Origin of the sequence: Cognatilysobacter xinjiangensis (assembly GCF_014651995.1) — a bacterium.
Classification (GTDB): Bacteria; Pseudomonadota; Gammaproteobacteria; order Xanthomonadales; family Xanthomonadaceae; genus Cognatilysobacter; species Cognatilysobacter xinjiangensis.
In genome coordinates this window covers 1,593,499-1,615,691 of record NZ_BMXY01000001.1, presented here as the reverse complement: position 1 = coordinate 1,615,691, position 22,193 = coordinate 1,593,499, and the positions used below count along the sequence as shown (strand labels likewise).

General features: G+C 71.2%; 23 protein-coding genes. 8 read left to right on the top strand and 15 right to left on the bottom strand.

What is annotated here, in order from left to right; genetic code table 11:
• Positions 1 to 63: 63 nt before the first annotated feature.
• Positions 64 to 927 carry an SPFH domain-containing protein gene (locus tag IE066_RS07760; RefSeq protein WP_189448363.1) on the bottom strand — a complete coding sequence of 288 codons (864 nt, stop codon included), beginning with the start codon at positions 925 to 927 and terminating at the stop codon, positions 64 to 66.
• A gap of 49 nt (positions 928 to 976) precedes the next feature.
• Complete coding sequence (locus tag IE066_RS07755; RefSeq protein WP_189448361.1) at positions 977 to 1,909, bottom strand: hypothetical protein; 933 nt, start codon at positions 1,907 to 1,909, stop codon at positions 977 to 979.
• Positions 1,910 to 2,016: 107 nt separating this feature from the next.
• On the opposite strand from IE066_RS07755, the gene purT reads away from it, so the two are divergent.
• Both purT and IE066_RS07745 read left to right on the top strand, forming a co-directional pair.
• Positions 2,017 to 3,216, top strand: coding sequence for a formate-dependent phosphoribosylglycinamide formyltransferase (purT, locus tag IE066_RS07750; protein WP_189448359.1), 1,200 nt, complete (start codon positions 2,017 to 2,019; stop codon positions 3,214 to 3,216).
• Positions 3,217 to 3,223: 7 nt separating this feature from the next.
• Positions 3,224 to 3,646: a hypothetical protein gene (locus IE066_RS07745; protein WP_189448357.1), complete on the top strand. Its 423-nt coding sequence runs from the start codon at positions 3,224 to 3,226 to the stop codon at positions 3,644 to 3,646.
• A 6-nt stretch (positions 3,647 to 3,652) separates the two neighbouring features.
• On the opposite strand, the gene IE066_RS07740 is transcribed toward IE066_RS07745, so the two are convergent.
• Both IE066_RS07740 and IE066_RS07735 read right to left on the bottom strand, forming a co-directional pair.
• Positions 3,653 to 4,873, bottom strand: a complete 1,221-nt coding sequence (locus tag IE066_RS07740; protein WP_189448888.1) for an endonuclease/exonuclease/phosphatase family protein — start codon at positions 4,871 to 4,873, stop codon at positions 3,653 to 3,655.
• 5 nt (positions 4,874 to 4,878) lie between these two features.
• On the bottom strand, positions 4,879 to 5,622 hold the full coding sequence (locus tag IE066_RS07735) for an arginyltransferase (RefSeq protein WP_189448355.1): 744 nt from the start codon (positions 5,620 to 5,622) through the stop codon (positions 4,879 to 4,881).
• 126 nt (positions 5,623 to 5,748) lie between these two features.
• Here IE066_RS07735 and IE066_RS07730 point away from each other — a divergent pair, with 126 nt between their 5' ends.
• Positions 5,749 to 6,507 carry an EF-hand domain-containing protein gene (locus IE066_RS07730; protein ID WP_189448352.1) on the top strand — a complete coding sequence of 253 codons (759 nt, stop codon included), beginning with the start codon at positions 5,749 to 5,751 and terminating at the stop codon, positions 6,505 to 6,507.
• A gap of 54 nt (positions 6,508 to 6,561) precedes the next feature.
• Here the strand turns inward: IE066_RS07730 and IE066_RS07725 are convergent, their stop codons facing one another.
• The 4 genes from IE066_RS07725 to IE066_RS07710 are packed head-to-tail and all read right to left on the bottom strand — an operon-like array spanning position 6,562 to position 9,573.
• Positions 6,562 to 7,203: an HAD hydrolase-like protein gene (locus IE066_RS07725; RefSeq protein ID WP_189448350.1), complete on the bottom strand. Its 642-nt coding sequence runs from the start codon at positions 7,201 to 7,203 to the stop codon at positions 6,562 to 6,564.
• Between the two features lies 1 nt (position 7,204).
• Positions 7,205 to 8,029 (bottom strand): putative signal transducing protein, encoded by an 825-nt coding sequence (locus tag IE066_RS07720; protein ID WP_189448348.1) that lies wholly within the window; start codon positions 8,027 to 8,029, stop codon positions 7,205 to 7,207.
• Positions 8,029 to 8,928, bottom strand: coding sequence for an acyl-CoA thioesterase (locus IE066_RS07715; RefSeq protein ID WP_189448345.1), 900 nt, complete (start codon positions 8,926 to 8,928; stop codon positions 8,029 to 8,031). The genes IE066_RS07720 and IE066_RS07715 overlap by 1 nt, the downstream gene beginning before the upstream one ends.
• A 60-nt stretch (positions 8,929 to 8,988) precedes the next feature.
• Entirely contained in the window at positions 8,989 to 9,573 is a 585-nt protein-coding gene (locus IE066_RS07710) for an N-acetylmuramoyl-L-alanine amidase (RefSeq protein ID WP_425488910.1), read from the bottom strand.
• Positions 9,574 to 9,629: 56 nt separating this feature from the next.
• Between IE066_RS07710 and IE066_RS07705 the strand changes: the two genes are divergently transcribed.
• The 4 genes from IE066_RS07705 (at position 9,630) to IE066_RS07690 (ending at position 13,817) form a co-directional block, all read left to right on the top strand.
• On the top strand, positions 9,630 to 10,127 hold the full coding sequence (locus IE066_RS07705) for an MOSC domain-containing protein (protein WP_189448343.1): 498 nt from the start codon (positions 9,630 to 9,632) through the stop codon (positions 10,125 to 10,127).
• A gap of 55 nt (positions 10,128 to 10,182) precedes the next feature.
• Positions 10,183 to 10,707: an alpha/beta hydrolase gene (locus IE066_RS07700; RefSeq protein WP_189448341.1), complete on the top strand. Its 525-nt coding sequence runs from the start codon at positions 10,183 to 10,185 to the stop codon at positions 10,705 to 10,707.
• Positions 10,707 to 12,878 (top strand): bifunctional 23S rRNA (guanine(2069)-N(7))-methyltransferase RlmK/23S rRNA (guanine(2445)-N(2))-methyltransferase RlmL, encoded by a 2,172-nt coding sequence (gene rlmKL / locus IE066_RS07695; RefSeq protein WP_189448339.1) that lies wholly within the window; start codon positions 10,707 to 10,709, stop codon positions 12,876 to 12,878. Before IE066_RS07700 ends, rlmKL begins: the two co-directional genes overlap by 1 nt.
• 99 nt (positions 12,879 to 12,977) lie before the next feature.
• Positions 12,978 to 13,817, top strand: coding sequence for a pirin family protein (locus IE066_RS07690; protein WP_189448337.1), 840 nt, complete (start codon positions 12,978 to 12,980; stop codon positions 13,815 to 13,817).
• Between the two features lie 32 nt (positions 13,818 to 13,849).
• On the opposite strand, the gene IE066_RS07685 is transcribed toward IE066_RS07690, so the two are convergent.
• The 7 genes from IE066_RS07685 to IE066_RS07655 all read right to left on the bottom strand — a co-directional run bounded on the left by IE066_RS07685 (position 13,850) and on the right by IE066_RS07655 (position 21,470).
• A complete protein-coding gene (locus IE066_RS07685) occupies positions 13,850 to 14,302 on the bottom strand; it encodes a hypothetical protein (RefSeq protein ID WP_189448335.1) in 453 nt (150 codons plus the stop codon).
• A 142-nt stretch (positions 14,303 to 14,444) separates the two neighbouring features.
• Positions 14,445 to 14,813 (bottom strand): hypothetical protein, encoded by a 369-nt coding sequence (locus tag IE066_RS07680; protein WP_189448333.1) that lies wholly within the window; start codon positions 14,811 to 14,813, stop codon positions 14,445 to 14,447.
• A gap of 55 nt (positions 14,814 to 14,868) precedes the next feature.
• Positions 14,869 to 15,387 (bottom strand): histidine phosphatase family protein, encoded by a 519-nt coding sequence (locus IE066_RS07675; RefSeq protein ID WP_189448331.1) that lies wholly within the window; start codon positions 15,385 to 15,387, stop codon positions 14,869 to 14,871.
• Positions 15,388 to 15,459: 72 nt separating this feature from the next.
• Positions 15,460 to 18,975, bottom strand: coding sequence for a transcription-repair coupling factor (gene mfd / locus IE066_RS07670; protein WP_189448329.1), 3,516 nt, complete (start codon positions 18,973 to 18,975; stop codon positions 15,460 to 15,462).
• 46 nt (positions 18,976 to 19,021) lie between these two features.
• Entirely contained in the window at positions 19,022 to 19,561 is a 540-nt protein-coding gene (locus tag IE066_RS07665) for an N-acetyltransferase (RefSeq protein WP_189448327.1), read from the bottom strand.
• Positions 19,562 to 19,644: 83 nt separating this feature from the next.
• The gene (locus IE066_RS07660) at positions 19,645 to 20,547 is read right to left on the bottom strand and encodes a DUF808 domain-containing protein (RefSeq protein ID WP_189448325.1); all 903 of its coding nucleotides are present in this window, start codon (positions 20,545 to 20,547) and stop codon (positions 19,645 to 19,647) included.
• 65 nt (positions 20,548 to 20,612) lie between these two features.
• Positions 20,613 to 21,470, bottom strand: coding sequence for a 23S rRNA (adenine(2030)-N(6))-methyltransferase RlmJ (locus tag IE066_RS07655; protein ID WP_189448323.1), 858 nt, complete (start codon positions 21,468 to 21,470; stop codon positions 20,613 to 20,615).
• 60 nt (positions 21,471 to 21,530) lie between these two features.
• Here IE066_RS07655 and creB point away from each other — a divergent pair, with 60 nt between their 5' ends.
• Positions 21,531 to 22,193 (top strand): two-component system response regulator CreB, encoded by a 663-nt coding sequence (creB, locus tag IE066_RS07650; protein WP_189448321.1) that lies wholly within the window; start codon positions 21,531 to 21,533, stop codon positions 22,191 to 22,193.

The following is a 22,193-nucleotide window of genomic DNA, read 5'->3' as shown; positions in this document are numbered from 1 at the left end:
CCGAAGATCACGATGAAGACCACGGCGACGCCGCCGACTGCGGAAAGGCTCATGCGCGCGTCCTCAGTACAGGCTGCCGGCGTTGACCACGGGCTGGGTGCCGCGGTCGCCGCAGAGCACGACGAGCAGGTTGCTGACCATCTGCGCCTTGCGCTCCTCGTCGAGCTGCACCACGCCGTTCTTCTGCAGCTCCGCGAGCGCCATCTCGACCATGCCCACGGCGCCCGAGACGATGCGCGTGCGCGCGGCGATGACGGCATTGGCCTGCTGGCGCTGCAGCATCGCGTGGGCGATCTCCGGCGCGTAGGCGAGGTGGCTGATGCGTGCGTCGATCACCTCCACGCCGGCGTCGGCCAGGCGCTCGGCCAGTTCCTGCGCGAGGTGATGGCTGATCTCGGTGGCATGGCTGCGCAGCGCGAGCTGGCCGTCCTCGTGCTGGTCGTACGGATAGCTGGTGGCCATCGCGCGTAGCGCGGACTCGGCCTGGATGTGCACGAAGCTCTCGTAGTCGTCGACGTTGAACACGGCCTCGGCAGAGTCCGCGACCTGCCACACGATCACCGCGGCGATCTCGATCGGCGAGCCGTCGAGCTCGTTGACCTTGAGCTTGCCGCTCTCGAAGTTGCGCACGCGCATCGACACCTTCTTCTTCGAGTAGAAGGGGTTGTTCCAGCGCAGGCCGTCGGTGCGGTCGGTGCCGACGTAGCGGCCGAACAGGCTCAGCACCGCGGCCTGGTTGGGCTCGACCATGTAAAGGCCGAACAGGCAGACGAACAGCACGGCGCCGATCACCGCCGCGGCGACGATCTGCAGCGGCGACGGCCCGGCGACGGCATTGATGAAGAAGGCGGCGTCGGCAAGGCCGGCGACGATGAGCGCGAGCAGCACCGGAATACCGGACAGCGAGCGGGCCTGGATCTCTTTCATGGCATATCCCCTGATTGACGAGGGGAAGATATCAGACTGATATCAGAATCTACTGCCGTTCGTCGGCCGCGGCGTCGACGTCGATGCGGTATAGAGGCGCAGGGACGAATTCGCCGGTCGCGAAGACGTGGCGCGAGTCGGTGTCCCAGCCCATCGCCTCGGCCTGCGGCAGCCAAGGCAGGGCCTCGACCTTGGGCGACCGGGCGACGGCTCGCGCCCAGTCCTCGTCACCCTGACGGTCGTAGACCAGCAGGTAGCGGTAGGTCATCACTGCCAGACGGCGGCCGTCGGGCGACACCGAGGCGGCGGTGACCTGCGCGGCCAGCGGCGCGCGCTCGTCCGTGCCGCCGCGCGGTGCGAGCTCCGCCGGCATGCGCAGCCGGCCGATGCGCTCGGCGACGGCGGGCGGGTCGACATGCGGCTTCAGCGGCAGCCGGAACAGCTCCGGCGGCTGCCGGCGCTTGGACACCAGCAGCACCTCACCCCGGCGCGGGTCGACGGTGACCGCCTCGCAGTCGCGCGGGCCGTCCGGCCAGCGGAACACGATCGACCAGGCCGGCTTCAGTCGCGCGTTCTCGAGCTGGGTCGGCTCCTCGATCGCATGCAGCTGCAGCGTCTTGCGCAGCCCGCCGTTGTCGCCGGTGTCGGCGAGCAGCAGGTAGCTGCGACCGTCGCGCTCGAACGCGGCGATGTCTTCCCAGTCGGTCTTCGGCACGCCTTCCACGCGCAGCGTGGCCACGCGATCGCCGTCGCGGTTCACCGCGAACAGGCGCGCGGGATTGCCGCCATCGTCGTGCAGCCAGAGGATGCCGCGGTGGCGCCTCGAGACCACCAGCCCGCTGGTCTCGCGCAGCTGCGGGTCGAGCATCAGCCCGGTCACGCGGGTATCGCCGCTGCCGGTCGGGTTGCGCGAGCACGCCGCCGCCGCGAGCACGGCGCCCGCGATGACGATTCCCTTGCCCCAGACCCGGCGTCGACCCATGCGCACAGGATCGCATGCATGCGCACGCGCATCGACGACATCCGCGTGACGGATGCCGGCTGCCGATGCGCGTCCTAGACTGTGCGTTTTCCGCTGGACGCCGCCCCATGCCGACGATCGGAACGCCGCTTTCCCCGCATGCCACGCGCGTGCTCCTGCTCGGCTCGGGCGAGCTGGGCAAGGAGGTCGCCATCGAGCTGCAGCGCCTGGGCTGCGAGGTGATCGCCGCCGATCGCTATGCCGACGCGCCCGCGATGCACGTCGCGCACCGCAGCCACGTGCTGGACATGCTCGACGGCGAGGCGATCCGCAAGCTCATCGACCTCGAGAGGCCGCATCTGGTGGTGCCCGAGATCGAGGCCATCCACACCCAGACGCTGGTGGAGCTGGAACTGCAATACCGGGAGGACGGCACGCCCACCCGCATCGTGCCCACCGCGCGCGCCACGCGCCTGAGCATGGACCGCGAGGGCATCCGCCGCCTCGCCGCCGAGACGCTCAGCCTGCCGACCTCGCCTTACCGCTTCGTCGACACCTACGAGGAATACGTGGAGGCGGTGAAGGCCGTCGGACTGCCGTGCGTCGTCAAGCCGGTGATGTCGTCTTCGGGCAAGGGCCAGTCGACGGTGCGCGCCGAGGGCGAGGTCGACCGTGCCTGGGAATACGCGCAGACGGGCGGCCGCGCCGGCGCGGGGCGCGTGATCGTGGAGGGCTTCGTCGAGTTCGACTACGAGATCACGCTGCTCACCGTGCGCCACGCGGGCGGCACCACCTTCTGCGCGCCGGTCGGCCACCTGCAGCGCGACGGCGACTACCGCGAGAGCTGGATGCCGCAGCCGATGAGCACGCGCGCGCTGGCCACCGCGCAGCGCATCGCGCGTTCGATCACCGAGGAGCTCGGCGGCTGGGGCCTGTTCGGCGTCGAGCTGTTCGTGCGCGGCGACGAGGTCTGGTTCAGCGAGGTCTCGCCGCGCCCGCACGACACCGGGCTGGTGACGCTGGTCGCGCAGGATCTCTCCGAGTTCGCACTGCACGCGCGCGCCATCCTCGGCCTGCCTGTACCGGCGATCCGCGAGTACGGCGCGGCGGCTTCCTGCGCGGTACTGGCCGAGGGCCACGGGGTGCCGGTGTTCGGCAACCTCGGTGAAGCGCTGTCGCATCCGGACACGCACCTGCGCCTGTTCGGCAAGCCGCGCGTGGCGGGGCAGCGGCGCGTGGCCGTCACGCTCGCGCTCGGCGCCGACGTGGAAGATGCGCGCGAGCGCGCGCGGCAGGCCGCGGCCGCGCTGACCATCGATCTACGCTGAGGGCCGCATGAGCGAAACCACCGACGGCTATGCCGTATTCCTGTACGACCAGGCCATCGAGGTTCTGGGCGCCGCCATCAAGCCGCTGCTGGAGGAGGGGCCGGGCGGGCTGCACATTCCCTGCATCGAGGTCGATACCAGTGGCGCCTTCGTCGAGATGACGCTGCGCTCGCGCCCCGAGAACGCACAGGATGCGGAGATCGAAGTGATGGTGCCGACCGGCATGGTGCGCATGATCGCGTCGATGCGCACCAGCACGGCGTTCGGCTTCGCAGCCACGCACCTGGAGCCCGGGCTCACCGCGCTGCCAGCGGTGGGACCTGATGCGCCTGCGCCGGAGGCGCCGTCGACCGCGATGCCGCATGCAACGAGGCCGTCGGGCGCGAATGCCTCGGCGGGCGACGACCGCCGCGGCCCGCCGGAAGGCTGAGGCCGCCTAACGCGGCCCGATGTCCAGCCAGACCAGGTGATGGTCGCTGGCGTCGAGCAGTTCGCTACCAGGCGCGCCCTTCTCCGGCCAGAACACGCCGCCGCCGCGCACAGGCAGGTTCTTCGACGGCAGCACGTAGTCCAGCCGCAGCGTGCCCGTGTTCGGACCGAAGTCGCCGGTGTGCGTGGCGACGTCGCCACGACGCGGAAAGCCGTACTCGCGTGCGCGCTCGGCCGCGCCCTCGCTGGTCGGCGCCACGGCGGCGTTGACGCGCGGGTGGTCGATCATCTGTGCCGCGGCGCCCGGCTCGCCGTCGCCGTCCACGGGATCGGCGTTGTGGTCGCCGAGGATCACGAACGCGGCTTCGGCCGCCAGGCCGCCGCAGCGGCCCGCGTCGTCGCAGAGCCAGGGCCGGTCGCCCGACGACAGGTACTCGGCCCAGAAGCGGATTTCGTCGTGGTTGCGCAGGCCGTTGCGGTTCTCCGGGCCGTCGAACACCGGCGGCGTGGGATGCGCGGCCAGTACGTGGATGCGGCCGGCCGGTGTGTCGATCGGCAGGTCCCAGTGCGACTTCGACGACAGCGGGAAGCGGGCCCATACCTCCGGCGCGTACCAGGCCTCCCCGGTCTTCGGGTCGCGCGGCGCGCGCGCGCCGGGCAGGTCCTTCCAGCGGAAGCGCTGGAACGTGCGCGCCTCGCTGCTCGCGATCGGATACCGCGACAGCACCAGCATCCCGTACTGGCCGGGATGAAGGCCGAAGCCCCAGGCATCGTTGCCCGCCTCGCGGCCGTCGCCGCCGACGCGCCCGTTGCGGTCGAGGTCGTAACCGCTGGGCACGCCCGTGTTGACCGGCGCCAGGTAGCGGTACGGATAGCGCAGCGCCTCGCCGCCGCCCGCCTGCCGCACGTCGAGGTAGCGCTGCTGGAAGAGGTCGGCGGCGCGATGCGCCTCGTCGTAGTCGAACTCGTTGAGCAGTACGACGTCCGGCCGCACGCGCTGCAGCACGGCGGCGACCTTCATCGCATTGGCGTCGCCGGCTTCGAGCCGCGCGACCAGGCCGCCCGCGCGGTCGTCGTTGAGCGAGGTGTTGTAGGTGGCGATGCGCAGCGCGGCCGGGCCGTTGGCGAGCGTGTCGCGCGCCCAGGCGTCGCGGTCGCCGTGGGTGCGCACGCGCACGCAGGCGGCGACCAGGAGCAGCGCCGCGACGAGCAGCGCGGCCGTAAGCATTCGGGTCATGGGATCTCGTCGGGGAAAGGCAGCCACTGGCGGCCGTCGAAGGCTTCCAGCGGGCGGAAGCGCCGCTTGTAGTCCATCTTCGCGTGGCCGGCGATCCAGTAGCCGAGGTAGAGATGCGCGCGGCCCTCGTCAGCGGCCCATTGCAGCTGGCGCAGGATCGCGTACGTGCCAAGGCCGCGGTCGGCTTCGGCCGGGTCATAGAACGTGTAGACGGCCGACAGCGCGTCCGGCGTCATGTCGGTGACGGCCACCGCGAGCAGGCGGTGCTCGGGCGTGTCGGTGCGGAATTCGAGGAAACGCGTGCGGCTCCAGCGGCCGACGAGGAACTGGTCGAACTCGGTGCCACCGTGGCCGTCCATCCCGCCGCCGGCGTGGCGCGTGGAGAGATAGCGGCGGTAGAGCTCGAGATGCTCCTCGGTGCGCTCGGCCGGGCAGATACGCATCAGCACATCGGCATTGCGGCGCAGGTTCTTGCGCTGGCTGCGGTTGGGCGCGAAGGCATCGACTGGAATGCGCACCGGCGTGCACGCGCGACAGCTGGCGCAGTGCGGCCGGTAGACGATGTCGCCGGAGCGGCGGAAGCCCCACCCGAGGGCCAGCGGGTACCAGTCGGGCAGGCGCGGGTCGCGCGGATCGAGCACGAGGTCGCGCGCCTGCCGTTCCGGCCAGTAGCCGCATTCGTGCAGGCCCGTATGGAAGAGGCGGAGATCCTCGCCTTCGCGCGCCGGGGTGTTGCCCATGCAGGCAGCTTACCGCGCGCGGCGGCTGGCCCGTGGCTGAACGCGATAGGGAACACGTCAACGCCGCAGCAAGGCGGGCGTTTCCACCTGCATCGGCGGCAACGCCCGCAACCGGAGCCACTCCACGTGAAGAAGTCCAACATCCTCGTTCTCGCCATCGCCTCCGTCCTTGCCGCGGGCGTGGCCATCGCCGCTCCGGCCACCGCACCGGCGCAGAAGGCGCGCGTGGACGCTAACGGCGACGGCGTCATCAGTCGCGCCGAAGCGGCCGCGCATCCGCGCCTGGCCGAGCGCTTCGACCAGCTCGACAAGAACCGCGACGGCCGCCTCGATGCCTCCGAGCGTCCGCAGTTCAAGGGCCGTGGCTATCGCGGCGGTGGCATGGCGATGCTCGATGCCAACAAGGACGGCGTGATCGATCGCGCCGAGGCCGCCAAGTTGCCGAAGTTCGCGCAGCGCTTCGACCAGCTCGACAAGAACCGCGACGGCCGCATCGATGCCTCCGAGCGTCCGCAGTTCAAGGGCCACGGCCGCCACGGCCGCGGCATGGCGATGCTCGATGCCAACAAGGACGGCATGATCGATCGCACCGAGGCCGCCAAATTCCCGCAGTTCGCGCAGCGCTTCGACCAGCTCGACAAGAACCGCGACGGCCGCCTTGATGCTTCCGAGCGTCCGCAGCGCATGGGTCGCGGCGGTGGCATGGCGAAGATCGACAAGAACGGCGACGGCCGCATCAGCCGCAACGAGGCCGTGGGCTCGCCGTTCGCGCAGCGTTTCGACCAGCTCGATGCGAACCGCGACGGCTACATCACTCGCGAGGAAATGCGTGCCTCGTTCCAGAAGATGCGCGAAGCGCGCGCCACGGCGCCCGCCGTGCGCTGATCGCAGGCCTCGTCGCTTCGAGGGAGCCCGCGTCTTCGGACGCGGGCTTTTTTGTCAGGCCGCGGTGGATGCGCCCGCGATGCGCACGAGCTCGGCCGGCGTCTCGAACCACTCGCTCGGCTCGCAGCGCGCGAGGCCTTCGCGCGAGGCATAGCCCCAGGCGACCGCGCCGAATGCCATGCCGGCGGCGCGCGCGGCCTCGCCGTCGGGAATCTGGTCGCCGACGTAGATCGCGCGGTCGGCGGGTATCCCCGTCGCCTTCAGCACGCGTCGCAGGCGACGCGCCTTGCCGAACATCGACGCGCCGCATTCGACGTGGCGCAGGCGACTGAAATGCGGCTCGCCCAGCGCACCGCGCGCGTTGTCGACGGCATTCGAGGTGACCACCGCGAGCGTCACGCCCTGCGCGTGCAGCCGGCCCATCGCGTCGGCGATGCCGTCGAACAGTGGCACAGGCTCGGCGCGCTCGCGCATCAGCTGCATGAAGCCGCGCGCGACGAACGGCAGCTTCCAGCGCGGAAGGCCGACGTGCCGCATCAGCTCGCGCGGCGACAGCGCGCGCAGGCGCTCGACGTCGTCCGGATGGATCTCGGCGAAGCCGTGCCTGCGCGCGAGCGTGTTCTGCACGCTCACGAAGAATGGAAACGAATCGGCAAGCGTGCCGTCGAGGTCGAACACGGCAAGCTCGTAGCGCATGTCAGGGCGCGACCGTCTTCAGCGTGCGAGTCACCTGCCAGCGGCCTTGGACGCGTTTGACCTCGAGCGTCTTGTAGGTGGCCCACATGCGGTGGTGATAGGCGGTGTACTCGACGGTGCCGGCTTCCGGGCCTGTCGGGCGGAAGCTGTCGACCTCGACGAACGTGGCTTTCTGCTTCGACGGCGGATGCACGCTGCCGACGTCCTCGTCGGCGATTCGCTGGCAGTGCGAGGCCGGCACGATGGTCTCGCCCGAGCGCGGGCGCAGGACGTCGCGCACCTCGCGCGGCGCATCGCGGCGATCGACGGCGACGCAGGCCACCGGCGTGTCCACGGCGCCGATCTCCTTCTGCAGCACGGCCTGCGCGACCGGCACCAGCATCGGCACCGCGCGGCCGTCGAACGGGCCGGCGGCGACCTGCGGCGGCAGCGGCGTTCGGCCGGTGCGGAAGAAGGCCATCACGACCACGATCACGATGCCGGCGAGCAGCGCGAGCTTGATGCGCGTCGCGCGGCGCTGCGCGGGCGTGCGCGTGGTCTCGTCGCCGAACTGCGAGCGGAAGCTGAGCTTGGCGTCGGACGGGCGGGTGGAATCGAGCAGGCCCGCGTCGCGCAGGATCTCTCGCGCGCGCGCCGAGTCCTCCGAACGCACCACCCACAGCGCAGGGCGCACGGCTTCGCCTTGGTCGCGGTAGCTGATCGTGGCGCGGCGGCCGCCCTTGTAGGAGCGGCCATCGGTGATGCGCACCTCGATGTCGGCCTCGCGCAGCAGCGCGGCGACGCGTTCGACGTTCTCGAGGCGGGCGCTGGAGAAGACCTGGCGCATCAGCCCACCTGCGGCGGACGGCCCGCCGATTCGGGCAGCACGCGGATCATGCCTTCCTGCGCGGTGCTGGCCACCAGTCGGCCCCGGCGGTCGTAGATCGAGCCGCGGGCGAGGCCGCGCGCGTGCTGGGCGCTGGGGCTGTCGATCGAGTAGAGCAGCCAGTCGTCGGCGCGGAACGGGCGGTGGAACCACAGCGCGTGGTCGAGCGAGGCCATCTGCACGTTGGGCTGGTAGTAGCTGATGCCGTGCGGGAAGGTCGCGGTGCCGAGCAGGTGGAAGTCCGACGCGTAGGCCAGCAGCGCGCGGTGCAACTCGGGCGCGTCGTCGACCTTCTCGCTCAGGCGGAACCACACCTGCTGGTACGGCGGGCGCTTGGGCGGGCGCAGCTCGTCGCGGGGGTAGACATGACGGAACTCGAACGGTCCCTGGCGCGACAACCAGCGCTGCACCTTGGTCGGCAGTTTCGCAAGCACTTCCGGCGGCACCGCATGCGCGGGCTCGATGTCCTCGGGCATCGGCACTTCCGGCATCGACAACTGGTGCTCGCTGCCGTCCTCCTCGTGCTGGAACGAGGCGGCGAGGAACAGGATCGGCTGGCCGTGCTGGATCGCCGTCACGCGGCGCACCGAGAAGCTGCCGCCGTCGCGCGTGCGGTCCACGGTGTAGAGGATCGGTGCGTCGATGTCGCCGGCGCGCAGGAAGTAGGCGTGCAGGGAATGCGCGGCACGCGCGTCCTTGGCCGAATCCATCGTGCACTGGGCCGCCGACAGCGCCTGCCCGATCACCTGCCCGCCGAAGACGTACTTGGTGCCGATGTCGCGGCTCTGGCCGCGGAAATAATTGTCTTCGAGGCGTTCGACCGCGAGCAGGTCGACCAGCTCGGACACCGGAGAGGTCATGCGCGGGATTTCCAGGCGGAAAGGCGGCGAATTATAGCGGCCGCCTGCGCGTGCCCCGGTTCAGGGCGGCGGCGCGTTCAGGCGCTGCAGCGGGACCCGTTCGAGCACGTAGTCCCACGGGAACAGCGGGCCCGGGTCGCGCTTGCGGCGCACCTGCTTCGACGGGTCGTCGGTGGCCCCGACCATCGCGGTGTCCAGGTCCTCATGCCCGGCGATGAAGCGCAGCGACGGGTGCTCGGCCGCGAGCCGTGCCAGCAGCGCGACGAGCGTGTCGATCTGCGCGGGCGTGTAGGGCTCGTCCATCGCCTGGTGGTCGCTGTCGAGCCAGCGCGGATAGCGGCCGGTGTTGACGATCTCGATGCCGATCGAGCGCGGGTTGTAGCCGCGCACGTGGTGCGCGACGCGCTCTGGTGCCACGTAGCGATGCAGCGAGCCGTCCCGGTCGATGTAGAAGTGCCCGCTGTTGCCGGTGCCGCTGTCCTCGTACAGCACCTTCTCGCCGAACGTGCGCGACTCGGCGAGCGTGGGCACTTCGGTGCAGTGGATGACGACGAGGTCGATCTGCGACAGCGGGCGCGGCTCCAGCCGCGACTCGTAGGGCAGGGGATCGACGTGGACGGGCAGGGGCGGCAGGTCGGGCAGCATGGGCCGATGCTAGCGCGGCGGGCCGGCTTTCATCCGCGCCCGCCTATGCTCGGCGCATGGCACGTTTTCCCGACCGTTCGATGCTCGGCGAGCTGATGGCCCGCTTCCCCCGCGAGGGCCGCGTGGAGTGGCTGGGCGTGCGCCCGGCGCGCGAGGCGCCGGTCGAGGTGCGCGAGGCCGTCGAGGCGGTCGCGGAGAAGGGCCTCGTCGGCGATCGCTACGCCGGCGGCAGCGGCAAGCGTGGCGTCACCCTGCTGCAGGCCGAGCACCTGCCGGTGATCGCGGCGCTCGCCGGGCTGCCCGCGGTCGAGCCCGAATGGCTGCGGCGCAACGTGCTGGTCAGCGGCATTCCGCTGATCGCGCTCAAGGGCCGGCGCTTCCGCATCGGCGACGTGCTGCTGGAAGGCACCGGTCCCTGCGATCCCTGCTCGAAGATGGAGACCGCGCTGGGCCCCGGCGGCTACAACGCGATGCGCGGCCACGGCGGGCTGTGCGCGCGCATCGTCGAGGGCGGCAGGATGCGGCTGGGCGACGCCGTCGTCGCGGTGGACTGACGCGCCGTCGGCGCGGACAGGCGACAATGCCGGTCCTTCTTCGTACGACCCCGGCATGCGCGGACACTGCATCCTCTCCCACGGCTTCGAAAGCGGCCCCGACGCCACCAAGGTGACGGCGCTGGCCGAGGTCGCCGCGCGCCTGGGCTTCAGCCACGCACGGCCGGACTACACCGACCTCGACGCCAAACGCGAGATCAGCCCACTCGGCGACGTGGCGGCGCGCCTCGAGCGGCTGCGGGGTCTCGTGCGTGGGGCCGCCGCGAACGGGCCGGTCGTGCTCGCGGGATCGAGTCTCGGTGCCTGGATCAGCGGCCGCGTGTCGCAGGAGTTCGACATCGCCGGCCTGTTCCTGATGGCGCCGCCGGTGCGCCTGGATACCGCGCATCCCCTGGAGGCGGCGAACGTGCCCATGTCGATCGTGCACGGCTGGGGCGACGAGCTGATCCCCGCCGCCGATGTGGTGCAGTGGGCGCAGCCGCGGGGCGCGACGCTGCTGCTGGTCGACGACACGCACCGGCTGTCGAACCACGTCGAGGCGAGCGCGCGCGCGTTCGCCGCATTGCTGGAGACGCTGTGATGCGCTTCTTCGCCAGCTGCGGCAAGGGCCTGGAATACCTGCTGGTCGACGAACTGGTCGCGCTCGGCTGCACGCATGCCACCGCGACGGTCGCGGGCGCGAACGTCGAGGGCACGCTCGTCGACGCGCAGCGCGCCGTGATGTGGTCGCGTCTGGCCAGCCGCATCCTCTGGCCGATCGCCGAGTTCGACTGCCCCGATGAGCACGCGCTGTATGCGGGCGCATCGAAGGTCGACTGGACCGCGCATGTGCCGCCGCGCGCCACGATCGCCGTGGACGCGCACGTCTCCGGCAGCGCGCTGACGCACGCGCAGTACGCCGCGCAGCGCGTCAAGGACGCCGTCGTCGACACGCTGCGCGTCGCCACCGGCGAACGCCCCGACGTCGATCTCGAATCACCGGACGTGCGTTTGAACCTGGTGATCCGCAAGGGCCGCGCGATCCTGTCGATCGATCTCTCCGGCCGCCCGATGCACCGCCGTGGCTGGCGCCGCAAGCAGGTCGACGCGCCGCTGAAGGAGAACCTCGCCGCCGCCGTGCTGATGCGCGGTCGCTGGCCCGAGGTCTACCGCGAGGGCGGCGCGCTGCTCGACCCGATGTGCGGCAGCGGCACGTTGCTGATCGAAGGCGCGCTGATGGCCGGAGACGTCGCACCGGGCCTGCTGCGCCATATCGACGACGTGCCCACGCGCTGGGCCGGCTTCGACGTGGCGGCCTGGACGGACCTGCACGTCGAGGCGATCCGCCTCGAAGCCGAGGGCCTCGCGGCGCTGCGGCCCGTGTTCTTCGGCCGCGACGTCGACCCCAACGCGATCCGCGCCGCGCGCGACAACGCGATCACCGCGGGCCTCGTCGACGTCATCGACTGGAAGGCCGCCGACGTGCGCGACGTGGCCGCGACGCTGCCGCCGGAGATCACCGCGGGCCGCGGGCTGGTCGCCAGCAATCCGCCCTACGACGCGCGCCTGGCCGCCGATCCCGCGCTGTACCGCGCGCTCGGCGACGCGCTGCGCGCGGCGGTGCCAACCTGGCGCGCGAGCCTGCTCTGCGGCGACGAATCGCTCGCGCGCGCCACCGGCCTGCGCGCGAAGAAGACGTACGCGCTGTTCAACGGTGCGATCGAAACGGTGCTGCTGACGGTCGATCCCGTCGCGCCGCCCGGGCGTACCGTCGCGGCCGATGCGAACGGCGCGGCGCCCGTGCAGGCGTTGTCGCCCGGCGCGGAAATGGTGGCGAACCGACTGCGCAAGAACCTCAAGCGCCTGAAGGCATGGCGCGAGCGCGAGGGTGTCACCTGCTTCCGCGCCTACGACGCCGACCTGCCCGAGTACGCGGCCGCGATCGACGTCTACGCCACCGACGAGCGCGAGCCGCGCACCTTCCTGCACGTGCAGGAATACGCGGCGCCCGCCGACATCCCCGAGACCGACACCCGCCGCCGTCGCAACGAGCTGCTCGCCGCCGCGCGCGAGGTGTTCGGCGTGCCGCGCGAGAACGTCGCGGTAAAGACCCGCGAGCGCGGCAAGGGCGGCAGCAAGTACGGGCATTTCGATCGTCGCGGCGAGTTCGTCGCGGTGCGCGAGGGCCAGGCGCGCCTGCGCGTGAACCTGTTCGACTACCTCGACACCGGCCTGTTCCTCGACCACCGCCCGATGCGCCTGCGGCTGTTCGAGGAAGCCCGCGACGCCCGCTTCCTCAACCTGTTCGCCTACACCGGCGCGGCCACCGTGCATGCCGCGCTCGGCGGCGCGCGCTCGACGACCACGGTCGACCTCTCGGGCACGTACCTGGACTGGTGCGCGGACAACCTGCAGGAAAACGGCCTCGGCGGCGCGAAGCATCGCCTGGTGCAGGCCGACGCGATCGCGTGGCTGGAGGGTGACACGGGCCAGTACGACCTCGTCTTCTGCGACCCGCCGACGTTCTCGAATTCCAAGCGCGCCAGCGACTTCGACGTGCAGGCCTCGCACGTGCGGCTGCTGCGCGCGGCCGTCGCGCGGCTGGCGCCGGGCGGCGTGCTGTATTTCTCCAACAACTACCGCCGCTTCAAGCTCGACGAGGCGGAGATCGCGACGTTCGCGAACGTCGAGGACATCAGCGCGTCGACCATTCCGCCCGATTTCGAGCGCGACGCGCGCATCCACCGCTGCTGGCGGATCACGCGGGCCTGAGCCGTCGTCCCGGCGCTGCAACGACCCGTTGCAGGCCGGGTGCGTGGCGACGGGCCGCATGGCTCCACATTTGGTGTCGAACCCTCGCGAGGCACGACCATGACTTCCACCGAACCGCGTCCCGCGCGCATCGCGCGACTGGCCACCGGCATGCCCGCGTCCGATGGCGCCGGCGTCAAGCTCACGCGCGTGATCGGCACGCCGCAGCTCGACTATCTCGATCCGTTCCTGATGCTCGACGAGTTCGGTACCGACCGGCCGCAGGACTACCTCGCCGGCTTCCCGGACCATCCGCATCGCGGCTTCGAGACCGTCACCTACATGCTCGACGGCCGCATGCGCCATCGCGACAACCATGGCAACGAGGGCGTGCTGGTGCCCGGCAGCGTGCAGTGGATGACCGCGGGCCGCGGCCTCGTGCACTCGGAGATGCCGGAGCAGCAGGAGGGCCGCATGCGCGGCTTCCAGCTGTGGGTGAACCTGCCGGCGCGCGACAAGCTCTGCGAGCCGAAGTACCAGGAATTCGCGCCCGAGCGCATTCCGGTGGCGACGCCGGCCGCAGGCGTGTCGGTGAAGGTGATCGCGGGCGAGGTGGACGGCGCCGTCGGCCCGATCGCGCAGCCGGCGACGTCGCCGGTCTACCTCGACATCGCGCTCGACGAGGGCGCGACGTGGACGTATGCGCTGCCCGTCGGCCATGCCGGCTTCGTGTACGCCTACGAGGGCGCGGTCGAAGTGGGCGGCCAGCCCGTGGCCACGCGCCAGCTCGGCGTGCTCGACGGCGAGCTGGTGTCGCTGCGCGCGACGTCCACCGCGCGCCTGCTGCTGATCGCGGGCCGCCCGCTGCGCGAACCGGTGGCGCGTTACGGCCCGTTCGTCATGAATACGCGCGAGCAGCTCCAGCAGGCCTTCGCGGACTTCCAGGCCGGCAGGTTCTGAGCGACGGCCGGGCATGCCCGGCCGTCCTCACCTCAATTGCTCGACAGCTGCGCGCCGGTGCCGAAGCGCAGCGCGCTGGTCTGCTGCATGGCGCTGGCCAGGTCGTCTTTCGACTTGGCCTGGATCCACAGGTAGGCCACGCGGCCGTCGGGCAGGGCGATCGCGGTCTCGCGCGCCTGCAGGTCCGGCTGGCCGGCGATCTCGCTGCGGTACCAGTAGGTCTCGTGGCCGTCGATCCGCACTTCCTCGCTGCGCATGCTGCGGACCGGCTTGAACGCCGTCTGTGCCGCGATGTACAGCCCGAACGCCTCGCTTCCATCCGCGCGCAGTGCGCGGCAGAACTGGGTGTTCCCGGCGGTCTTGGTTTCCCACGTGAGGCCGGCGTCGGCCGGCAGGGCGGGACAGTTGCCCGCGGTTTGCGCCTGAGCGATGCCCACGAAGGCGAGCAGCGCCAGGCCCGTCGTTGCGCGAATGCGGTTGACCATGTTTTTCCCCTGCGTGCCGCGGCGACATCCGCGGCCACGCACCGACCATAGTCCAGCCGGCGGCGCTTGACAAATCAGGGGTGTTCAGGCCGTGAAGGCCTGCGCGTCCACCGCGCGGACGTCCGACGGACGGTTGCCGGGCTCAGCGCGCCGCGTCGATACGCACGGTGGCCTTGGGCGGCGCCGAGAAATCCAGCGATGCGAGCGTCAGCCGCCAGGCGCCGAGGTCGGCGGTGCCCTGGCGGGTATCGACTGCGACGTCGTGCGAGTCGGCGCCCGCCACGTGCCGGAACGCCACCACCGCGTGGCCGGCCTGGATGCACTGCACGTCCGGGCGGCAGCGCGAGTCGGAGGTCACGCCGACGTAGGTCAGCCGCGAGGCGTCGGGAAGCGCGACGGTTTCGCCGACCGACAGCGTCGCCTCGGTGCCGGCCACGAGCACGCGGGCGTCGCCGGCGGTGGCGCAGCCGGCGAGCAGGGCCAGGGGAAGCAGGAAGGCGAGGTGGCGCATGGGGCGGCTCCGGAGGGCGATGCGCGAGCCTAACCCCGGCCGCGTGGGCGCCGTTTCACGGCTCGCGGCGGTCGTCCACCGTGGTGCGGCCGTCCGGCAGCACGGTGACGGCGATGCGGCGCCCGTACTCGCTGTCCGACGTCGGTGCGATCGCGCAGCCGCACAGCGCCTGCGCGATCGGCGCCATCGTGTCGCTGTGCGCGACGATCAGCACCGTGCCGGCCGGATGCTGCCGGCGCAGCAGCGCCGCGAACTCGGCGGCGGGCTGCGCGGCGTCGTAGGACGACAGGGGCAGACCGTGATCCTGGGCGATCGGCTCGCCGGTCTGCCGCGAGCGGCGGTAGCCGGTGGCGTAGACGGCGACCAGCGCGTCGTAGTGCAGGCGGTCGACCAGTCGCTCGACGCGCTTGCGACCGAGCTCCGACAGCGACGGGTCGCGGGGATCGTCGCTCGCCTTCTCGGCGTGACGCACCACCACGTAGGTCGCGCCGTCCTCGGCCACCGGCCGCGAGACGCAGCCGGCGAGCAGCACGAGGGCGGAGAGCACGGCGAGCCGGAACATGAAGCGGCGCATGACGGTTTCCCCAAACCGGATCCGGTGCATCAGACCGCGTCCCGAGCGTCGTTGCATGTGACGCAGGTCATGTCAGCGCGCGGCCAGCGTGATCAGCAGGCCACGGGCGGCGGCGATGCGCTGGGCGGCCTCGGGCAGGTCCAGCGACAGCTTGAGCTTGTCCGGACCGTCCATGCGGTAGAGCTTGGGCTGGCCCTGGATGAGCTTGATGATGGCCATCGGGTCGACGTTCGGCTTCTCGGCGAACTGCACGCGCCCGGTGCTCTCTGCCATCTCCAGCTTGCGGATGCCCAGTTCGGTGGCGTCGAGCTTGAGCTCGGCGATCGCGAACAGGTTCTTCGCGGCATCGGGAAGCAGGCCGAAGCGGTCGATCATCTCCACCTGCAGCTCGCGCAGTTCCTCGGCGTTGCGAGCGCCGCTGATGCGTTTGTAGAGCGTCAGGCGCGTGTGCACGTCGGGCAGGTAGTCGTCGGGAATCAGCGCGGGGATGTGCAGCTCGACGTCGGCGCCACGCGCCTCGACCATGTCGACATCCGGCAGCTTGCCCTGGCGGATCGAGCGCACCGCGCGCTCGAGCAGCTCGGTGTACAGGCTGAAGCCGACCTCCGCCATCTGGCCGCTCTGCTCCTCGCCGAGCAGTTCGCCCGCGCCACGGATCTCGAGGTCGTGCGTGGCCAGGGTGAAGCCCGCGCCCAGCTCGTCCATCGCGCTGATCGCGTCGAGGCGCTTGCGCGCGTCCTCGGTGATCGCCTTGCGGTCGGGAATCACGAGGTAGGCGTAGGCGCGATGGTGCGAGCGGCCGACGCGGCCTCGCAGCTGGTGCAGCTGCGCCAGGCCGAACTTGTCGGCGCGGTTGATGATGATGGTGTTCGCGTTCGGGATGTCGATGCCCGACTCGATGATCGTCGTCGACAGCAGCACGTTGAAGCGCTGCTTGTGGAAGTCGAGCATCACCTTCTCGAGCTCGCGCTCCGGCATCTGCCCGTGCGCGACGCCGATGCGTGCGTCGGGCACCAGCTCCTGCAGCTCGCGCTGCATCCGCAGGATGCTTTCGACGTCGTTGTGCAGGAAATACACCTGGCCGCCGCGCGAGAGCTCGCGCTGGAAGGCCTCGCGCAGTTGCGCGTCGTCCCAGGGCACGACGAAGGTCTGCACGGCGAGGCGATGCGCAGGCGGCGTCGCGATGATCGAGAGATCGCGCAGGCCGGCCATGGCCATGTTGAGCGTGCGCGGGATCGGCGTCGCGGTCAGCGTGAGCAGGTGCACGTTGGCGCGCAGCGCCTTCAGCGCCTCCTTCTGGCGCACGCCGAAGCGCTGCTCCTCGTCGACGATGACGAGGCCCAGGTCCTTGAAGCGCACGTCGGGCTGCAACAGGCGATGCGTGCCGACGATGACGTCGATCTTGCCCTCGGCGACCTTCTCCAGCTCCGCCGCGATCTCCTTCTTCGACTTGAAGCGCGACAGCACCTCGACGCGGATCGGCCAGTCGGCGAAGCGGTCGCGGAAGTTGCGGTAGTGCTGCTCCGCGAGGAGCGTCGTGGGCACCAGCAGCGCGACCTGCTTGCCGCCCGCGGCCGCGGTGAACGCGGCGCGCACGGCGACTTCGGTCTTGCCGAAACCGACGTCGCCGCAGACCACGCGGTCCATCGGCTGGCTGCTCTGCAGATCGCGCACCACGGCGCTGATCGCGGCCGCCTGGTCCGGCGTTTCCTCGAACGGGAACGCGGCGGCGAAGGGCTCGTACATGCTGCGGTCGACGTCGATCGCGAGGCCCGCGCGCGCCTGGCGCTTGGCCTGGATCTCCAGCAGCTCGGCCGCCACGTCGCGGACCTTCTCCGCCGCCTTCTTCTTCGCCTTCTGCCACTGCTCGCCGCCGAGCGAATGCAGCGGTGCGGTTTCTTCGGACGCACCGGAGTAGCGATTGATGAGGTGCAGTTGCGAGACGGGAACGTAGAGCCGGTCGCCCTTGGCGTACTCGATGTCGAGGAATTCGCCCGGCGTGCCGCCGACGTCGAGGGTGACGAGGCCGCGGTAACGGCCGACGCCGTGATCCTCGTGGACGATCGGCGCGCCTTCCGTGAGTTCGCCGAGGTCGCGGATGATGGCTTCGGGCTCGCGACCCACCCGCTTGCGACGACGCGGCTGCGAGGCGCGCTCGGGGAACAGCTGGCGCTCGGTGAGGACGGTGAAGGTCGGCGTCGAGATCGCGAAGCCGTCGTCGAGCGCAGCGACGGCGATGGCGAACAGCTTCTCGGCCGGCTGGACGTCGGCCGGCGCCTCCTTGGTGGCCGGGCCGCGCTCGTAGAACGCGGTCCAGTCGGGCAGCACGGCGGGCTTGAGGCCGACGGCGTCGAGCAACTCCAGCAGCGCCTCGCGGCGGCCGGCCGAATCCGCGGCGATCAGGACGTCGCCCGGATAGGCGGCAAGGAACGACTTCAGCGAGTCGGCGGCGGCCGGATCGCGCGGCGCGAGCGGCAGCGGCATCGCCGGCTGGTCGCCCAGCGGCTGCGCGCGGTCGAGCTGCGCGTGCTCGGCGCCGCAGACTTCGATGCGCGAGGTCTCGTTGAAGATGCCGCGCAGCGCGTCGGGCGCGAGGTACAGCTCGGACGGCGGCAACACCGGGCGCTCGACGTCGTGGCGGCGCTGCTCGTAGCGGTCGCCGGTCTGCGTCCAGAAGTGCTCGGCCGCCTCGAAGCTGCCTTCGGTGACCACGGGCAGCACGTTCTCGTGCATGTAGTCGAACAGCGTCGCCGTCTCGTCGAAGAACAGCGGCAGGTAGTACTCCACGCCGCTCGGTGCGAGCCCGGACTTGAGGTCCTGGTAGAGCGAGCTGCGCCGCGTGTCGACGTCGAAGCGCTCGCGCAGGCGTTCCAGCGCGCCCTTCAGCGACGCCTCGTCGAGCGGAAGCTCGCGGCCAGGCAGCAGGTGGATGCGCTCGATCTTCTCCAGCGATCGCTGCGACTCGGGATCGAACACGCGGATGGTGTCGATCTCGTCGTCGAGCAGCTCGATGCGGTAGGGCTGATCGGCGCCCATCGGGTAGACGTCGAGCAGGCCGCCGCGCACGGCGAAGTCGCCCGGGTCGAGAACCTGCGGGACGTGGCGGTAGCCGGCCGATTCGAGGCGCCGCTTCTCGGCGTCCATGTCGAGCCGCTGGCCCACGCGCACGTCGAAGCTGCCGCCCACCACGTGCCGCGGCGGCGCGAGGCGCTGCATCAGCGTCTGCACGGGCAGCACCACCACGCCGCGCTTGAGCGGCGGCAGGCGGTGCAGTGTCGCCAGGCGCTGGCTGACGATGTCGGGATGCGGGCTGAAGGCGTCGTAGGGCAGCGTTTCCCAATCGGGGAAGGCGAGCACGGGGACGTCGCCCTCGACGCCGGCGCGCGCACCCAGCAGCGTGCGCAGGTCGCCTTCGAGCTGGTGCGCGGACTGGTTGTCGCGGGTGATCGCGAGCAGCGGGCCGTCGTGCGCGGTCGCGGCGGCGGCGATGTGGAAGGCAAGGGCCGAAGGCGAGGCGGGCGCGCGCCACCAGGCGCGCTGCTGGCCGGCCTTGGGCAGCGGCGGGGCGGGAAGGAGAGGGGCAGGCATCAGGCGCGCGATTCTACGCAAGCCGGTCGCACAGCCTGCGCGAAGCTCATCGCGCGGGCAGGGTGAGCGAGACCTGGACGAGCGCGGCGTCGGTGGTCGCGTCGTCGAGCTGGAAGCCGAGCGAGGACGCGAGGTCCAGCAGGGCAGGATCGCGCGGCAGTTCGCCCCGCAGCAGCCCCAGCCGGCGGCTGCGCGCCCATTTGACGATCCGCGTGAGCAGGTAGCGCCGCATGCCCAGTCCGGTGATGAAGCGGCTGACCAGCAGGATGAAGGCACCCTCGTGCGCGGCCGGGTCGGTGCGCACGTGCGCGACCGCCGCGATCACCGCCTCGCCCGGACCTTCGAGATCCGTCGTCACCAGCGTGAATTCGGTGCGCGGATTCGGCCGCGCCACGCGGCCGGCATCGGCCGTCCCGAGATCCCGGCCGCCGGCCAGCCGCGCCCGCAGCGACTCGGGCTCGAGCAACGCGAAACCCGCGCGCAGCGGTTCGGCGTCCTCGGGACGGATCGGTCGGATCAGCACCTCGCGGCCGTTGGCCAGGCGATGGTGCTCGTGCCAGGGCGGGAGACGTTCGCGAGCGGCCATGCGCCCGCATCATCCCCATTCGCCGTGATATCTCCGTCAGATGGCGGCGGTTGGCCGACCTCCGGCTAACCGGCGTTGCGTGTTCAGCGGCGGCCGCGCAGCTTCGAGAACGCCTGCACCGCGAGCAGCACGACGATGCCGGCGACGATGCCCACCGCGGCATCGAAGGCCATCGACAGCAGCCCACCGCCGGCGCGCGCCGTGTACGGCTCGATGATGTGATGCAGCGCCGGCACGCCGTGCACGAGGATGCCGCCGCCGACCAGGAACATCGCAACGGTGCCGGCGATCGCCAGGAACTTCATCAGCAGCGGTGCCGCGCTTACCAGGCCGCGGCCGATCGAGCGGCTGGCCGTGCCGCCACGACGCGCGAGCGCCAGGCCCATGTCGTCGAGCTTCACGATGCCGCCGACCAGGCCGTAGACGCCCACCGTCATCACCAGCGCGATCGCGGCCAGAACGGCCAGCTGCGTCATCACCGGCCGGCCGGTGACGGTGCCGAGGCTGATCACGATGATCTCCGCCGACAGGATGAAGTCGGTGCGGATCGCGCCCTTCACCTTGTCCTTCTCGAACGCGACCATGTCGACGTTCTCGTCCTGAACGGCGGCGCGGAGCTCGGCGTGCGCCTTCTCGTCCTCGTCCTTCGGATGTAGGAAGCGGTGCGCGAGCTTCTCCACGCCCTCGTAGCAGAGATAGGCGCCGCCGACCATCATCAGCGGGGTCACCGCCCATGGCGCGAACGCGCTGATCAGCAGCGCGGCCGGTACCAGGATGGCCTTGTTGACCAGCGAGCCCTTGGCGACCGCCCAGACCACCGGCAGCTCGCGGTCGGCGCGGATGCCCTGCACCTGCTGCGCGTTGAGCGCGAGGTCGTCGCCGAGCACGCCCGCGGTCTTCTTGGTCGCCACCTTGGTCATGGCGGCAACGTCGTCGAGGACGGTCGTGATGTCGTCGAGCAGGGCGAGGAGGCTGGCGCCGGCCATGGGTCTTCAGGTCTGGAAAGTGGGCGCCGAGTGTCGCATACGGCCGGTGTGGGACCGTGCGGTGATCATTCGGGTGCTTTCAGCCAGTCCATGCGCCAGCCGGCGCCCGCATCCTCGCCGAGCGCCTGGGTCAGCGCCGGCAGCAAGGCGCGCAGGCGCTCGTCGAATTTCCAAGGTGCGTTGAGCAGCAGCAGGCCACTGCCGTTCATGCGCAGCGGCGAGTCGTCGCGGCGCACCAGCAGCTCGGCCACCATCACCGACCTGGCCGGGATGGTCGCCGCGCGGCGGTACATCGACTGCAGCGCGCGGCGGGTCTTGATCGGATACCAGAGCGCGTACGTTGCCTGCGGCCAGCGGCCCATGGCCTCGCGCAGGGCCGAGAAGGCCTCGTCGTACTCGGCCAGCTGCGCCTCGTACGGCGGGTCGATGAGCACCAGCCCGCGGTTGAAGCGCTCGTCGCCGACGCGCGGCGGCAGCAGCGCGCGCATCGCGGCGTAGCCGTCGCGCTGGTGCACGCCCACGCGCGGGTCGTCGCCCACGCGCGATCGCAGCTCCGTCGCCTCGTCGGGCTGCAGTTCGCAGCAGGCGATGCGGTCCTGCGCGCGCAGCGCATGCGCGAGCAGCCACGGCGAGCCGGGATACGACTGCAGGCCGTGCGCGCGGCGGCAGGCGGCGATGGCCGACAGGTAGCGGCGCAGCGGCGCGGGCGCGGTGGCACCGTCGAAGCGGCCGATGCCGCCCTGCGCCTCCTGCGTGCGCTGCGCCTGCGGGTCGTTGAGGAAATAGAGCCCGCGCCCGGCATGGGTATCCAGCGCGAACAGCGGGGCCGGCTTGGCGCAGAGCGCGTCGCAGAGCTCCAGCAGGGCGGCGTGCTTGAGCACGTCGGCATGGTTGCCGGCGTGGAAGGTGTGGCGGTAGTTCATGCCGATAGGGTACGCGGACCGGCGATGGCACACTGGCGCCGGCAACTTACGGAGGCACGAATGGGGCGGATCCTGCTGGTCGAGGACGAGAGCGCGATCGCCAGGACGGTCGAGTTCGCGCTGCGCGAGGACGGCTTCGAGGTCGAGCACGCGCTTACGGGCCGCGACGCGCTCCGCCTGGCCGCGGCACGCCGGCACGACCTCGCCATCCTCGACGTCGGCCTGCCGGACATGGGCGGCTTCGCGCTCTGCCGCGAGCTGCGCCGCGGGCGCGACCTGCCGGTGATCTTCCTCACCGCGCGCGACGCCGAGGCCGACCGCGTGCTCGGATTCGAGATCGGCGCCGACGATTACGTCGCCAAGCCCTTTTCGCCACGTGAGCTGGTGGCGCGCGTGCGCGCCGTGCTGCGACGTGCGCGTGGCGCGGCGCCGAGCGGCGCATTCGTGCACGACGCCGAGGGCCATCGCATCAGCTGGCGCGGCCGCGCGCTCGACCTCACCCGCTACGAGTACGGCCTGCTGGCCGCGCTGCTGCAGCGGCCGGGCGCGATCCTCTCGCGCGCGCAGCTGATGGACCGCGTCTGGGGAACCGACAGCGACAGCACCGACCGTACCGTCGACACCCACATCAAGACGCTGCGCGCCAAACTGCGCGAGGTCGATGCCGAGGCCGATCCCATCCGCACCCAGCGCGGGCTCGGCTACTCGCTGCACGTGGACTGA